We start from the raw sequence: 14,510 nt of genomic DNA on the forward strand, positions 1-14,510 counted from the left end.
ATGAGAGCATGGAGCATCACGATACAGCCTTCACCAATACGGGCGTTAAATACTGTAGAGCGAAAGCCAATAAAAGACTCATCTCCGATATAGCAGGGGCCGTGAATTAGGGCTTTGTGAGTGATAGAAACATCTTTACCTATCCATACAGAATAGCTTTGGTTGTCGTCTCCTACTACTCTTCCTTGTTCTAGGCCGTGAATTACTACTCCATCTTGGATATTGCTTCCTGCGCCGATAAAGAAGGGAGTACCTTCGTCAGCACGAATGGATGTACCGGGAGCTACTAATACATGGGCTCCCATGCGAACATCTCCAATAACATTAGAAAAGGAGTGAACATAAGAGCTACTATCTATCTTTGGCTGTGCCAAATTTTTTGACCAGGGGGTCGGTGGAGCCGCTTCGTTGCGGTGTGGCATATTTGTTTTTTCTCCTTCAGCTAAATGTTGGATGTTAGTGTATTAAATCAATGGCGTTGGTGAAAAGAGGTATGATATCTTCTCCGGATAAGAGCGCAAACAAAAAACTTTCTCCCTCTACATACTCTTTCTTCTTCTTTCTTTCCTCCTGACTCGGTCCTTCCTCCAGGGAGGGAGGGGCGAGGGGTGGGTTGACTCCATAAATAATTAAGATTAATATCATACACGCTCTTCACCAACGCCAAATAAATTTCTTACAGTTCAAGATTTCAACATCCAACAGTTCAAGCTATTGTTAATTAATTGACTGTTCAACGATATTGGTCTTTTTTACTGTAGATCATGCCATTGTCCACCGCGATCGTGTCAATAATTGCGACTACTCTGGCATCTATAGGCAGTTGTTCACTACGAGGTATTTCACGAGCTGCTCCCCCACGACTAACCAAAACCCATTCATCTATTCCGGCTCCGACATTATCGGCAGCTACTTCATATTTAGGCAGTGGATGGCCTTCTTTGTCTATGAATTGCAGCAGAAGTAGCTTTGTTCCTTGCAAGCTAGGCTCTTTCTGGGTGCTGACAACAGTGCCACAAACTTTGGCAATTTGCATGATCTCTTAATTTAATTACATGATTTCAGATATTAGATTTTTAGATTGAAACCTGAAAAGTTTTTTTCACTCTCAGTTTGATTATGTGCTAGAATTTACTCACTAATGCTCGCTAATATTTCCTGTTTCTACCAAGAAGTGCCAATTTTTTCACTCTGTAGAATGTCACGCTCATGCCTGAGTGCCATAACATATCCTTCAGCTTTCAATAAATATTGACTGATAATTACTGAGGGCTTTGATACATTAATTGCTGCATCTTTAGAGATATTTATCGCATTTGAAAAATTGCAGCTTTCAGCGGTCAGACTAAAAACAGAAACTATTTTGCGGTTCCAAACTCAGAGTTGAGGATTAAATAAACTCCAGAGGTTCATGAATGGAACTATATCTGTTGACGGTATACTCCATTTAACTCTTGATAGATAATAAAACCCCATTCCCAGGAACACAGCTTTTAAAAGTAGGAAATTTACCGAATAATTAATAATTAATAATTAAATAATTCTGCTTTAAAGCCTCCCCTTTTAAGGGAAAAAAAGAAATAATATTTCCTTATATTCAATCAAGAACGGTTTTAAGCAGAAGTAATTATCAATTATCCATTATCAATTATCCATTAATGAACTACTGTTGTTTTACTCTAGGAAACACTTTATAGTACAGGATGGCAGAAATAACTAACCAGCTACAAAATCCTAAAAGCCTTACCAATCAAGTTTTTTGAGGGCGTTAGCGGAGCTTGGCGCTAGCCAATGCCATTTGCTTCGCATAACTATCGTTAACGCCCCTACGACTTTTGACTTCCGCGTAGCGGCACTAGGTAAATTATCTTTTTCAGTTCAATCTCAAAACCTGCTATCCGCAATCAAGTTATTATCTGTTTACTGGACGAATAGAAGATGTGCTGTCACGAAACTGTTCTACCTCTTCTGTATAACGAATAGGTAAAACATACTCTAGGTTTTCATGGGGACGAGCGATGATATGGGTAGACATTGTTTGGCCTCCATTTACCCGCTTGACGTTATCAACTCCTGCTGCTACAGAAGCTTGTACTTCAGATACATCTCCGCGAATTATTACAGTTACCCGACCACTACCAATTTTTTCATAGCCAACAAGGGTGACTCGTGCAGCTTTCACCATTGCATCTGCTGCTTCTACGACTGCTGGAAAGCCTAGGGTTTCTACCATCCCGACGGCAATTGACATTATTCTTACTCCGTGATATACTTTTGCTTTACTTGTATATGTATTAACTTTTCTTAGTTATGGCTACTTGGAATAATCATTGCTTTTCCAAATAATGCCCGATGTTGGGGAGCGATCAATTCCTAAATTTACTAGAATTTTAGATGATAATTTTTGAATGCTTTCCTGGAATGGGCAATCTCTTGAGAATGATTGCCCTAAAATCTTAGGGTAAAGTTGGTGTTTTTGCTCACAGAACCTAAAGCACGATCTTAAAGCTTGTGAATTTAGCATTCTTCATTACAGATGTATATTTTTGATCTGCAAAGTTACTTAGCTCTAAGACTTTAATCATTATGTTTGCAGCTATCTGCAAAAAAAATATTTCATCAACCAGCTCTAGTCAAAATATTTGTAGTATTTCTCACTGCCTCAAATGAGTCTTGCTAACTAATAAGTTCGGAACTGATCGACTTCTTCAGTATATCGAATTGGTAATACATACTCTAAGTTTTCGTGGGGACGAGCAATAATATGAGTGGATACTACCTCACCACCGTTAACTCGTTTGGCTGATTCTATACCTGCAGCCACAGAAGCTTGTACTTCCGATACATCTCCTCGGACAATTACTGTTACACGAGCGCTACCAATTTTCTCGTAACCGACCAGAGTAACTCTAGCTGCTTTAACCATCGCATCCGCAGCTTCTACTACCGCTGGAAACCCTCTAGTTTCAATCATTCCTACCGCAATTGGCATTTTTTTTCCTCCTATTGACCAATAGTTAACTTAAGCATTGAGGCCAGTGTCGTCTCTAGATAGTTTTCAAGGGAATCCCCATTTTTATGATTAAATCTATCAAAATGCTATAGCTTTAGCATAGAGAAACATGGCATCGTTGACAATAGCAACTATCATCATAATTCATAATTGTAGATATTTATAAAAATAAATTCCCTAAAATTGAAATCTTTGGACTTAATGACTTAATTATGAATTCAACGATCCTCAGTCTCCAGATACTAATCCTAAATTTTTTTATTACTTTTGGAACCATGCTCTTTAGGAGTAGGAAAATCAGTACATATACTTATAATAACTTGAACCTATATTAATCATATATATTTATTTTAACAGCGAAGGTAAACAAATAATAAATGATAGAATTTCTGACTCAAAACTGTTGGTGGATACCTTTTTATAGCTTAGTTGGATCAATTTTGACTTTACCCTGGTCAATAGGGATAATCCAACGCACAGGACCACGGCCAGCAGCTTATTTTAATATTTTTATGACGTTATTGGCCTTTATTCATGGTTCCATTGTTTATCAAGCTGTCTGGAGCCAAGAACGACGAGAAATCATATTCAACTGGCTACAAACGGCAGACCTCAACTTATCTTTTGCCTTTAATATCTCATCTGTAACCGTTGGAGCAATGGATGTTGTGACGGGTTTTAGTCTATTAGCCCAACTTTATGCCTTGGGGTATTTAGAAAAAGATTGGGCGCTAGCCAGATTTTTTGGACTAATGGGATTTTTTGAGGCAGCAATGAGTGGCTTAACAATTAGTGACTCTTTGTTCATTTCCTATGCTTTGCTAGAAATGCTGACTCTTTCTACTTATTTATTAGTAGGTTTCTGGTATGCTCAACCTCTGGTCGTCACAGCAGCTAGAGATGCATTTTTAACAAAGCGGGTGGGAGATGTTTTGCTACTTATGGGAGTAGTTGCCATATCAGCTTTGGCTGGAAGCATGAATTTTAGTGACCTATATGAATGGGCTGAAAGAGTAGAACTTTCTCCTATTACAGGTAATTTGTTAGGGTTGGCTTTGATTGCGGGGCCAATAGGTAAATGCGCTCAATTTCCTCTGCATCTATGGTTGGATGAGGCAATGGAGGGGCCAAATCCTGCTTCGATTTTGCGGAACACTGTGGTGGTTGCCATCGGAGCTTATGTAATGATCCAAATGCAGCCGATTTTAATTATTGCTCCTGTGGCTTTAAATGTATTAGTGGCGATCGGAACTGTAACGGCGATCGGAGCTTCTCTAGTTGCTCTGGCTCAAATTGACCTTAAGCGTACTTTGTGTCATTCTACTAGCGCTTACCTGGGTTTAGTGTTTATTTCTGTTGGTACAGAATGGACTGGTTTTGGCTTGCTATTACTGTTGGCTCATTGCATTGCTAAAGCACTATTATTTATGAGTGCTGGGGGTGTAATATTAACTACTAATAGCCAAGACCTTACAGAGATGGGGGGGTTGTGGTCTCGAATGCCGGTTACTACAAGTTCTTTTTTGGTAGGCACTGCAGGTTTAATCGGGTTACTACCTTTAGGGGGTTTCTGGGCGTTACGCCAAGGTTTGGATGTGTTTTGGATTATCGATCCTTGGGTAGTACCTATTTTGTTATTTGTTAATTTCTTGACTGCTTTAAATTTAACCCGTGTTTACCGTCTGGTATTCTTGGGTGAATTTCAGCAGAAAACGAAACGCGCGCCAGAAGTTCCCTGGGCGATGGCTGTACCGATGGTATCGTTAATTATCGTTACTCTACTGACACCGATAATGATGCAACGGTTATCACTGTTACCTGACTGGGGTTATCTCAACTTAGCTGTTGTTGTCTTGTTAGTTGCATCTGGTTTGATTGGTGTTATTTTTGGTAGCATGATCGATTTAGGTAGATGTTGGTCTCGACCAATATATGCTCCTTTGCGTTTTGTTCAAGATTTGCTTGCTTATGATTTCTATATCTATCGCTTCTACAATGTAACTGTGGTATTTGTAGTTACTCAAATTTCAAGGTTAAATGCTTGGGTTGACCGTTATATTGTTGATGGAGTTGTTAATTTAGTTGGCTTGGCAACGATTTTTAGTGGGGAAGGTTTGAAGTATGGGGTGTCTGGTAAAGGCCAATCTTATGTGCTTACTATTCTGATAGGGGTTAGTGTTTTGGGGGTTTTGGCGCTGTGGTCAATCGATTTTAGTTTTTGAAGGTAAGGAAGAAGGAAGAAGGAAGAGGGAAGAAGGAAGAGGGAAGAAGGAAGAAGGCAGAAGGATTAAATTTATTGGGGTGGGGGATGGGGAGGGTCGATCTAAATTTAATGTTGAGCAATTAAGAATAGCGCGGAACCCTCTCCGATGGAACATTTTAGTCGTGTCACGCCACTAACTACTAGACCGATACATCTAATTTTATCAGGACTTACGCAGAGACTCTACATACAGGGAGGGCGTTTTGCTCCGCAACATATAAAGCGGAGCTTTGCGGAACGCAAATGCCATTTGCTTCGCATAACTATCGTTAACGCCCCTACAGATGGTGTGTGATTTGATATGCGTGCTTCATTAATTGATAATGGATAATTGATAATTGATAATTACCTCTGGTTAAAACCGTTCTTGATTGAATATCAGGAGATATTATTTCTTTTTTTTCCCCTTAAAAGGGGAGGCTTTAAACCAGAATTATTTAATTATTAATAATTGATAATTAATAATTCGGTAAGTCCCGTTTATGCAGAGGGGCGGGGGCGCAGGGCTAATTCATTGTCGCCAGAGAATATTTACAACTCTATATTTTTGGTTAACTAACTCTAGTGTCGTGTCAAGCTGAAAATGGTGTATTAAATTTTTGAGTATAATTCTTGCTCTGACTAAGGTTTAGAGAATTTTCCTAAAACACTATTTCAAGCTTGACGCGCTACTAGCAAGATGTACAAAATTTCAAAGGATACAATTTTTCTCCCTTGACAATGAATTGACAAATGCTCCCCTCTTCCCCTCCTGGGAGGGGAGGGGCTAGGGTGGGTCCCCTACTCCCCTACTACCTTTTTCTAAGTTTGACAATAAATTGACCCAGGGGCGGGGGCGGGTTTACCCAGTCGTGGGTGACACCATTAATTTAACGCGGATTATTGGGGCAGGGGCGGGTTTACCCAGTCGTGGGTGACACCATTAATTTAACGCGGATTATTGGGGCAGGGGCGGGTTTACCCAGTCGTGGGTGACACCATTAATTTAACGCGGATTATTGGGGCAGGGGCGGGTTTACCCAGTCGTGGGTGACACCATTAATTTAAGGCGGATTATTGGGGCAGGGGCGGGTTTACCCAGTCGTGGGTGACACCATTAATTTAAGGCGGATTATTGGGGCAGGGGCGGGTTTACCCAGTCGTGGGTGACACCATTAATTTAAGGCGGAACCCGCCCCTACTATAGACATCTCCAATAATAAAAAATAAAATTAATTATCGTACATAAATCGGCGTTGCTGAATTGAAGTATGAATGTGTGATTGTTTGGTTCTCGCCTTCGCCCCCGCGCATCCCCCGTTCAACAAAAAGCGCAGCAACATCTGGCTTCCCCCGATCCTGCGGGGGACGGGAGGGGGATCAAGGGGGACTTTTAGAGTTTTATTCCCCCCAATGGGTGGGGGCTAGGGGGGCTTGCATCATACCCAGAATCAGCAACGCCCGTACATAAATCATTAATTATTTCCACCTACTCCCTATTTTTTGGAGATGTCTTATGAATAACTCTTTCCCTCAAACTGAAAAACTTAACTTCTGGACTAAATTAGCTTATGGTGCTGGCGATCTAGGTCCGGCAATTTGCGCTAATATCCAGGTATTTTTCTTGCTGTATTTTTTTACTAATGTTGCTGGTTTACCTGCTGGTATTGCGGGTAGTATTTTGATGATTGGGAAAATTTCTGATGCTATTAATGACCCGATAATTGGGGTGATGAGCGATCGCACTGTTCATCCTTGGGGTAGACGTTATCCTTGGATGGTTTTTGGTGCTATTCCTTTTGGGATTTTATTTTTTTTGCAGTGGATAGTTCCTAGTACTAATCAGTCTTTTTTATTTTGGTATTATGTGATAATTGCTATTTTATTTAATATTGCTTATACAGTTGTTAATCTTCCCTACGCGGCTTTAACTCCAGAGTTAACACAAAATTATCATGAACGAACAAGTTTAAATAGTTTCAGATTTGCTTTTTCTATTGGTGGTAGTATTCTTTCTTTAGTTCTTGCTCAATTAATTTTTTCTCTTTTCCCAGATAATCCTATTCAACAGTATATAGTTTTGGGTATTGTCTGTTCAGTAATTTCTGTTTTACCTATTTATTGGTGTTTTTTTGGAACTCGCAAACGGACACTTTCTGCTAATAAAAAACAGGAGGAAGATAATAATACTAATTTACCAATTATTGAACAAATTCGAGTTGCTTTTAATAACGGTCCGTTTTTATTTGTGATTGGTATTTATCTGTGTTCTTGGTTGGGAGTGCAATTAACTGCTTCGATTTTGCCTTATTTTGTAATTAATTGGATGGGGTTACCGGAATCGACTTTTCCTCAAGTTGCGATCGCTGTTCAAGGTACTGCTTTAACTATGTTGTTTGTTTGGAGTTTTGTTAGTAAAAAACTGGGGAAGAAAGCTGTTTATTTTATGGGTGTTTGTTTGTGGATAATTGCTCAGGGTGGGTTATTTTTTATTCAACCTGGACAGGTTGGTTTATTGTATTGTTTGGCAATAATTGCTGGTTTTGGGGTGTCAATTGCTTATTTAATTCCTTGGTCAATGATTCCTGATGTTATCGATTTAGATGAGTTAAATACTGGGCAAAGAAGAGAGGGAATTTTTTATTCTTTTATGGTTTTTTTGCAGAAGGTAGGGTTAGCTATTGGATTGTTTTTAGTAGGGGTAGCTTTGGATATTGCTGGATTTATTGAAAGTGTTCCTGGGGAGACTCCACCTATTCAACCGGACTCTGCTCTTTTGGCAATTCGTGTGGCAATTGGTCTGTTACCTACTGTGTTTTTAATTGTTGGATTATTGTTGGCTTATTTATATCCTATTACAAGGGAAGTACATGATGAAATTTTATTGAAGTTGAAGGAAAGGAAAGAATAAAAAGGTGTTAGGTTTTAGGTGGTAGGTGGTAGGTTTTAGGTGGTAGGTTTTAGGTGGTAGGTTTTAGGTTTTAGGTTTTAGGTGGAAAGTCTAATAGACATCTTCAGAAAAAAGGAATAGGGAATAGGGAATAGGGGGAAATAATTGATTATTTATGCCGATAATTGATTTTATTTTTAATTGTTGGAGATGTCTAATAGGCATCTGGTGAAAAATAAATAAACTTTTTAATTAGAGCAAGCTTTGGAAATAAAACTTCACCCTAAAAAATCCTTTTTTGTGCCTTTTTTGTAAACATATCTTACCGAAAAATTGTGGTCTAAAACCTAATTAATAAATATTTGCTACAAATAGCTAGGATATTTCTTAGGAGTCATAATTCAGGAGTAATGAGTCAGAATAAATGGCTTAAATACCATTTTTAGGTCGTAAATAATCCTTTTTGTCAAAGGGCATATCCTGTAAAATATTTTTATTCCTCTTACTATTGGTAACATTATTTTTTAAATCTGGTCTAAAAACTCCCTTTTAAAAGGGATAAAAAAATAGACTATTCCTAATGTCAAGCCTCCTTATTACAGAGGTACTGATAACTGATAACTGATAACTGATAACTGAAATGACCTGTTGCCTACTCCTGCAAAAAATCTATATCTTTTTCGGAGAAGTCTGATGCTGAAACAAATAACTTTAGAAAATTGGAAAAGTTTCCGTCATGCGGAATTATATATCGATCCTTTAACAGTTTTAATCGGTACTAATGCTAGTGGAAAATCTAATGTTGTTGATGCTTTGGATTTTTTGAATAGTATTATGCAAGGTACTTCAGTAGAAGCGGTATTAACAGGCGATCGCTACAGTTCAGGTATTAGAGGTGGGGTTGAATGGGCAGTTAGAAAACCTGAAACAAAATTTAGTTTTCAAGTATTAGTAGATGGCGAAAATGAAGCGGGTGATTATCTTTATAAAATTACTATAGAAACTCAACCTACTATACAGGTAATATATGAATCTTTAACTTTGATTGATAGTCAAAAACTCTCAGATAGTAATTCATTTCAGCAACTTTCTTTTATCTCCTCAACTGTGGTACCAGACGGGGTAAAGTATAAGCTTTTTGAAGCAGATAAAGAATATATTGAAAAAATTTATCCCACTCCTAATCCTTGGTTGGATCGTTTTACAACACAGATTCCTTCCTATGAATTTGATAATGTTCATCAAATTATGCTTGCCGAAAGTATAGTACCAAATCTTCTCAAAAAGATTTTTATTTTAAATCCCATACCTTCCCAAATGCGGGATTATTCACGCCTATCAAAAAAGTTAGAAAGAGATGGTTCTAATATTGCTGGAGTTTTAGCAGCATTACCAGAAAAACAGAAAACTGAAGTAGAAGAATATTTATTAAAATATCTGGCAAAATTACCAGAAGGAGATATGCAAAAAGTTTGGGCTGAAACTGTAGGAAGACTAGGCAGCGATGCCATGCTTTACTGTGAAGAAATCTGGCATCCTAATCAACAACCAATGATAGTTGATGCTCGTGGAATGTCTGATGGAACTTTACGATTTTTGGCAATTTTAACAGCTATGTTAACTCAGCCAGAAAAAAGTTTAATTGTTATAGAGGAAGTAGATAATGGTTTGCATCCTTCTCGTGCTGGATTACTATTACAAATGTTAAGAGAAATTGGAGAACAGCGCCAAATTGATGTTTTGGTTACAACTCATAATTCTGCTTTATTAGACGAACTAACTCCAAAATTTATTCCTTTTGTGATGGTGACTTATCGAGATAAACAAACTGGAGAAAGTCAGTTAATTCCTTTAGAGGATATTGAAGATTTACCGAAGTTAATGGCATCAGGAACTTTAGGCAAAATTGCCAGTAAGGGTTTGATTGAGAAGAGTCTCAAAGCAGATTAAAGAGTATGAAAAAAGTGCTAATTATTGATACTTCAATTCTCTGTGTTTATTTGGGAGTACCTGGGAAGGAAACTTGTGGCTCTGAAGGTAATAAATGGGATAAGGTTAAAGTCTATGAAATCTTCGAAAAAGAGGAGAAAGCAAAGACTACTTTTGTTTTACCTTTAGCAACAATCATTGAAACAGGTAATCATATTGCTCAAGCAAATATTAAGCGCTATGAAATAGCTAAAGAATTAGGAAATTTGATGAAACTAACTGCAGATAATCAAAATCCTTGGGCAGCATTTATAGAACAGTCAAAGTTATGGGATGCAGAAAATTTGAAGGATTTAGCTGATGAATTTCCGAATTTTGCTAGTCAAGGACTTGCATTGGGAGATGCTACAATTAAACGGGTTGCTGATTATTATGCTAAGTCAGGATTTGATGTAGAAATTATCACTGGGGATACAGGTTTAAAATCTTATGAACCTCCAAAACCTGAACTGACTCCTCGACGCAGAAAATACAAAAAATAAAGCAGCAATATTTACATTTTTTGTAGATTAATGAGATTTTATTTTTAGCAATAAGCACTATAAAATTATCGTCTATCTAATATTATGTTAGGTTAAATGCTTATAATAAAAACCTGGAACTTTGTAGGTTGGATTGAGAAAGGAAACCCAACAATAATATTGTATTTGTTAGGTTGCTGAATCAAAGGATGAATCTTTGTTGGAATAGGTAAATCTCATATTTAATATTTCTAACTTGTTTTTTCTCCAAGCTTACAATTCATCCCACAAATATACAACTCCATCATATTGTATCTGTTGGGTTGCGCGTTGGCGGAGCCTAGCGGCAGCTATATCGCTTAACCCAACCTACTGTATTATAATAGTTGAAAAAGTTGGTTTAAATATTCAGGAGTAAGAATTAATGCCAGCTAAAGACTTCTATCACGATACAGTAAAAAATGCCTTGATTAAGGATGGATGGACGATTACTAACGACCCCTATATTTTGAGTATTGGAAAAAGAGATTTGTTTTTTGATTTGGGAGCGAACAAATTACTTTCTGCTGAAAAGGGTTTGAAAAAAATTGCTGTGGAGATTAAAAGTTTTACCAGTTTATCGCGAGTGAATGACTTAGAAAAAGCATTAGCTCAATATATTTTATACTACGATATTATAAAAAATATTGAACCGGAGCGGTTACTATATTTAGCGATTACAGAAAGTATTTTCGAGGAGTTTTTTACCGAATAATTAAGGTTTAAAGCCTTTCCTTTAAAGGAGAAAAAAGGAAAAAATTTCCCTACTAGGTCAATCCTCTTGTTTTCAAGGATAGGTAATTATTAATTATTAATTATTAAGTATTAATTATTAATTGTTGAATGAACCTATCGGTCAAATATTATTAAAAAATAAAAGGTTTAGTTTAATAACTTTTGATGTAAAACAGGAGGTTATTTGTCAATGGATACCATAAATAATTATCATCAAATTATTACTAAAATTTTGGGATAATATGCTAATTTACCCTATGCTCACGGTAACTTAGAACGAAAATTTATTGTTGGTGAAGACCACAAAAACTATTTATTATTAACAGTAGGATATTTAAAAGGAAAAAGAGTTCATGCTTGTGTGGTTCACTTGGAAATTATTAATGAGAAAATCTGGATTCACGAGGATGGATTAGAAGATGGAATTGCGTTAGATTTACTTATGGCAGGTATTCCTAAAAATAAAATTGTATTAGGGTTTCATCCGCCAGAGGTGCGACCTTTAACAGAATTTGCGGTTAATTAAAATTAGGGAAAATTGCGAAAATTATCAACGATATTCAAATTCTTCTATTGCTTTAGTAAATGATTTAATATTAGTTACTCATAATGTTAGAGAATTTAGCCTAATTGAAGGGTTAAAAATTGAAGATTGGGAAGCAGAATAATAGGTAAGTCTAACAAGCAATGAGGAAATAATATTAAATCCGCTGATTGTCATACAATGCTTAAGGGCGAATGGCCATTCGCCCCTACAATATAGACTCTTATCTTTAATATTGAATAACACCAATGCTACCGGATTTGATATAAACCTTTGAATACTTTTACTGAAGCAATAGAGACTTTTCGTACAGCTATTTATTTCCATTTTTTTGATTGTTTGATTAACAATACTAATGTATTTACCTCTGATATCAAATCCGGTTAATTGCACTATAGAATCCTGTTATATAACATCTGTCTATTAATTCTATAAATAGTTCATAAGATAATCGTTGATTTTAAATTCTCTTTTATTGCAAAGTTTTTTCAGTCTCTGGCTTGATTGATTTTCCCGGAGTTGAGATTGTAAGGAACTCTTAACTTTATTATAGTATTGATTGATAGATTTTAACGGTCTGCCATTTATCACTCTTTGGTTTGATTCCAGCTTGATTAAAAGTTAATGTAGCTAAATTGTTTAATCCTATATCAATACTAGCAACACAGTTTTTTTCTAAGAGGTATTGTTTTTCGCATTTCTCATAAATGACTTCAATTACATAATGGTTAAGTCTGGGGACGAGACGAACTTGTTTTATTTGTGAAGTAGGTACTAATGTTTTTAGATAAATTCCTGTATAAGTTGGATTAATAATTCCTTGTTTTAATTGCCTCTTGCTGATGGCTTGTGTGGTATAAACTACAATATTTCTTCCCGTTATTTTATTTTTATATTTAGGAATACGAGGACAAGATTTAAACTTTGATGGGTTTTGTTTATAAACTTCATTTGCTGCTAAAAAGCTTTTCGGTGTTTCTATCTAGTATCATCAAGATTTGTTGAGATACTTTAGCTGGCATTGCTTGATAGTCTGGTTGAGTAGAGAGTGTTTTTTGCAGGTCATAATAGGAAAGATTTGTATTTTCAAATATAAAAGACTGACGAACTAAGTAATTAGCATGAGTTTAAGAGATTTTTAGACAAAAAACACAGTTGGTCAATTTCAGCATAAAACCGATGATTTTTCGTATGGGATATGTCTCTCAACTAATCTCATAAATCAAGGAGTTAAAATTACTATAATAATTCGAGCATTTAGGAATTTTTGTTATTATTTAGTCTTGAATTCTTAGCTTACTTCACTATACCATTAAACATCTGGCCTTTGAGTTATTAAATTTTGTCAAGTATTTAATAGCTTCTTAATACAAATTAACGAAGATATTTGACATTGTTTGACTATGTATGACTAGATTTATGTATAACTTTTATTATACTTCAATATTTAATCTCCCCTACTCCCCCGATCCCCTACTCCCTTACTCCCCTACTCCCCTACTCTCCCACTTCCCCCTTAATCACACTCCACTAAATTCCCAGCAGAAACAAACCCAGACAGGGGAGAAGTAATTTCCACCCACCTACGTTTTTCTCCATTTCGGTCAGGAATTAAACGATAATTTTCCACAAGGGTAAGCTGACTATCAACAGGAACTTTTCCTTTATATTCGGATCGTCTAGTAGCATTTGTCCGTACTGCTAAACCCCGTGGTGCTTTTTTACTATCAATTTGACGACATAAATTTTGATCTATTTGTGATGTTGACTCAGTAGGAGACGGTCTTTCTGTGGGGAAATTATCAACAGAAGTATTTTGACCGGAAGGTTCCGTTGGAGTTTCTGTCGCTACTTCAGAACATTCTATTAAATTATTTTCATTGCCTGGAAAACCTCTAGAAACAAACCCTGAAATAGGAGCAGTAATTTCTACCCAAGTTCGACCTGCTGGACCTCTAATATTGCGATAACCTTCTATTAATTTCACTTGTTGATTTGCATCTACTGTACCTACTGTAGGAGAATTTGGGGTTGGTCTTTTTTGAACAATTAAACCTTGTTGATCATTAACTTGACGACATAAACTAGCAGTTTCTTGAGATATTTGAGCTATTTTAATGGTTGTAGCGATCGCTCTTTTGGGAACACCGAGGGCGATCGTTAGTATTAATGTTAGCAATGCCACTGGTTGACGCATATTTATTTTTCAAGTCAAAAGTAATTTCAAGCTTAGTAGGTTGGGTTGAGGAACGAAACCCAACAAATAGTGTAGTGTCTAGAATAAAATGCTGGGTAAACTAAATATCAAAAATAGGGAACAGGGAATAGTAGGAAAAACATTTCCCTGTCTCAAGATTACGATCGCCATAAGTCCTAACTGCTCTGGTTATTGCTATATCTCAAATCAATATTTTGAAGTTTTGGTTTACCTAATATGGCAGTCGCCACTATGAGTTAGGACATCGGGTAATTATAATGATTCATAACGCGAGCAAGATGCTCGCACTAATTGTCAAACACAAACCAAGCGGTTGCTATAAGTTAAAAAGGAAGATGGGTCATTTCAGTTATCAGTTATCAGTTATCAGTTATCAGTA

14 protein-coding genes and 1 pseudogene are annotated in these 14,510 nt (G+C 36.6%); 9 read left to right on the plus strand and 6 right to left on the minus strand.

Annotation, left to right across the window (positions count from 1 at the left end; all coding sequences use genetic code 11):
• From SAGCYANO_RS04100 to SAGCYANO_RS04120, 5 genes and pseudogenes are all read right to left on the minus strand, one after another.
• Window positions 1-422, minus strand: a pseudogene (locus tag SAGCYANO_RS04100) (carbon dioxide concentrating mechanism protein CcmM); the annotation flags it as partial.
• 34 nt (window positions 423-456) lie between these two features.
• Window positions 457-645 (minus strand): hypothetical protein, encoded by a 189-nt coding sequence (locus SAGCYANO_RS04105; protein WP_202218916.1) that lies wholly within the window; start codon window positions 643-645, stop codon window positions 457-459.
• Between the two features lie 88 nt (window positions 646-733).
• Window positions 734-1,036 (minus strand): EutN/CcmL family microcompartment protein, encoded by a 303-nt coding sequence (locus tag SAGCYANO_RS04110; protein WP_202218917.1) that lies wholly within the window; start codon window positions 1,034-1,036, stop codon window positions 734-736.
• An 876-nt stretch (window positions 1,037-1,912) separates the two neighbouring features.
• Window positions 1,913-2,251, minus strand: a complete 339-nt coding sequence (locus SAGCYANO_RS04115) for a carbon dioxide-concentrating mechanism protein CcmK (RefSeq protein WP_202218918.1) — start codon at window positions 2,249-2,251, stop codon at window positions 1,913-1,915.
• 429 nt (window positions 2,252-2,680) lie between these two features.
• A complete protein-coding gene (locus tag SAGCYANO_RS04120) occupies window positions 2,681-2,992 on the minus strand; it encodes a carbon dioxide-concentrating mechanism protein CcmK (protein WP_124146612.1) in 312 nt (103 codons plus the stop codon).
• A 398-nt stretch (window positions 2,993-3,390) separates the two neighbouring features.
• Between SAGCYANO_RS04120 and SAGCYANO_RS04125 the strand changes: the two genes are divergently transcribed.
• The 8 genes from SAGCYANO_RS04125 to SAGCYANO_RS04155 all read left to right on the plus strand — a co-directional run bounded on the left by SAGCYANO_RS04125 (window position 3,391) and on the right by SAGCYANO_RS04155 (window position 12,037).
• A complete protein-coding gene (locus SAGCYANO_RS04125; protein WP_202218919.1) occupies window positions 3,391-5,235 on the plus strand; it encodes an NAD(P)H-quinone oxidoreductase subunit F in 1,845 nt (614 codons plus the stop codon).
• A complete protein-coding gene (locus tag SAGCYANO_RS47305) occupies window positions 5,232-5,360 on the plus strand; it encodes a hypothetical protein (protein WP_255502460.1) in 129 nt (42 codons plus the stop codon). The genes SAGCYANO_RS04125 and SAGCYANO_RS47305 overlap by 4 nt, the downstream gene beginning before the upstream one ends.
• Window positions 5,361-6,771: 1,411 nt before the next feature.
• A complete protein-coding gene (locus SAGCYANO_RS04130) occupies window positions 6,772-8,166 on the plus strand; it encodes an MFS transporter (protein WP_202218920.1) in 1,395 nt (464 codons plus the stop codon).
• A 672-nt stretch (window positions 8,167-8,838) separates the two neighbouring features.
• On the plus strand, window positions 8,839-10,095 hold the full coding sequence (locus SAGCYANO_RS04135) for an AAA family ATPase (RefSeq protein ID WP_202218921.1): 1,257 nt from the start codon (window positions 8,839-8,841) through the stop codon (window positions 10,093-10,095).
• Window positions 10,096-10,100: 5 nt separating this feature from the next.
• Window positions 10,101-10,616 (plus strand): hypothetical protein, encoded by a 516-nt coding sequence (locus tag SAGCYANO_RS04140; protein ID WP_202218922.1) that lies wholly within the window; start codon window positions 10,101-10,103, stop codon window positions 10,614-10,616.
• 403 nt (window positions 10,617-11,019) lie between these two features.
• On the plus strand, window positions 11,020-11,349 hold the full coding sequence (locus tag SAGCYANO_RS04145; protein ID WP_202218923.1) for an element excision factor XisH family protein: 330 nt from the start codon (window positions 11,020-11,022) through the stop codon (window positions 11,347-11,349).
• A 306-nt stretch (window positions 11,350-11,655) separates the two neighbouring features.
• Window positions 11,656-11,895: a XisI protein gene (locus SAGCYANO_RS04150; protein ID WP_237395764.1), complete on the plus strand. Its 240-nt coding sequence runs from the start codon at window positions 11,656-11,658 to the stop codon at window positions 11,893-11,895.
• The gene (locus tag SAGCYANO_RS04155) at window positions 11,882-12,037 is read left to right on the plus strand and encodes a hypothetical protein (RefSeq protein WP_307785823.1); all 156 of its coding nucleotides are present in this window, start codon (window positions 11,882-11,884) and stop codon (window positions 12,035-12,037) included. The genes SAGCYANO_RS04150 and SAGCYANO_RS04155 overlap by 14 nt, the downstream gene beginning before the upstream one ends.
• Before the next feature lie 1,392 nt (window positions 12,038-13,429).
• Here SAGCYANO_RS04155 and SAGCYANO_RS04160 read toward each other — a convergent pair.
• Complete coding sequence (locus SAGCYANO_RS04160; RefSeq protein WP_202218924.1) at window positions 13,430-14,110, minus strand: SH3 domain-containing protein; 681 nt, start codon at window positions 14,108-14,110, stop codon at window positions 13,430-13,432.
• 88 nt (window positions 14,111-14,198) lie between these two features.
• Between SAGCYANO_RS04160 and SAGCYANO_RS04165 the strand changes: the two genes are divergently transcribed.
• Window positions 14,199-14,366: a hypothetical protein gene (locus tag SAGCYANO_RS04165; RefSeq protein WP_202218925.1), complete on the plus strand. Its 168-nt coding sequence runs from the start codon at window positions 14,199-14,201 to the stop codon at window positions 14,364-14,366.
• The last annotated feature ends 144 nt before the right edge of the window (window positions 14,367-14,510 follow it).

Source organism: Okeania sp. KiyG1 (assembly GCF_014132355.1).
Lineage (GTDB): Bacteria > Cyanobacteriota > Cyanobacteriia > Cyanobacteriales > Microcoleaceae > Okeania.

Coding starts and splice junctions, on each gene's coding strand:
- SAGCYANO_RS04105 (WP_202218916.1), bottom strand. CDS start 645: ATGATATTAATCTTAATTATTTATGGAGTCAACCCACCCCTCGCCCCT.
- SAGCYANO_RS04110 (WP_202218917.1), bottom strand. CDS start 1,036: ATGCAAATTGCCAAAGTTTGTGGCACTGTTGTCAGCACCCAGAAAGAG.
- SAGCYANO_RS04115 (WP_202218918.1), bottom strand. CDS start 2,251: ATGTCAATTGCCGTCGGGATGGTAGAAACCCTAGGCTTTCCAGCAGTC.
- SAGCYANO_RS04120 (WP_124146612.1), bottom strand. CDS start 2,992: ATGCCAATTGCGGTAGGAATGATTGAAACTAGAGGGTTTCCAGCGGTA.
- SAGCYANO_RS04125 (WP_202218919.1), top strand. CDS start 3,391: ATGATAGAATTTCTGACTCAAAACTGTTGGTGGATACCTTTTTATAGC.
- SAGCYANO_RS04130 (WP_202218920.1), top strand. CDS start 6,772: ATGAATAACTCTTTCCCTCAAACTGAAAAACTTAACTTCTGGACTAAA.
- SAGCYANO_RS04135 (WP_202218921.1), top strand. CDS start 8,839: ATGCTGAAACAAATAACTTTAGAAAATTGGAAAAGTTTCCGTCATGCG.
- SAGCYANO_RS04140 (WP_202218922.1), top strand. CDS start 10,101: ATGAAAAAAGTGCTAATTATTGATACTTCAATTCTCTGTGTTTATTTG.
- SAGCYANO_RS04145 (WP_202218923.1), top strand. CDS start 11,020: ATGCCAGCTAAAGACTTCTATCACGATACAGTAAAAAATGCCTTGATT.
- SAGCYANO_RS04160 (WP_202218924.1), bottom strand. CDS start 14,110: ATGCGTCAACCAGTGGCATTGCTAACATTAATACTAACGATCGCCCTC.
- SAGCYANO_RS04165 (WP_202218925.1), top strand. CDS start 14,199: ATGCTGGGTAAACTAAATATCAAAAATAGGGAACAGGGAATAGTAGGA.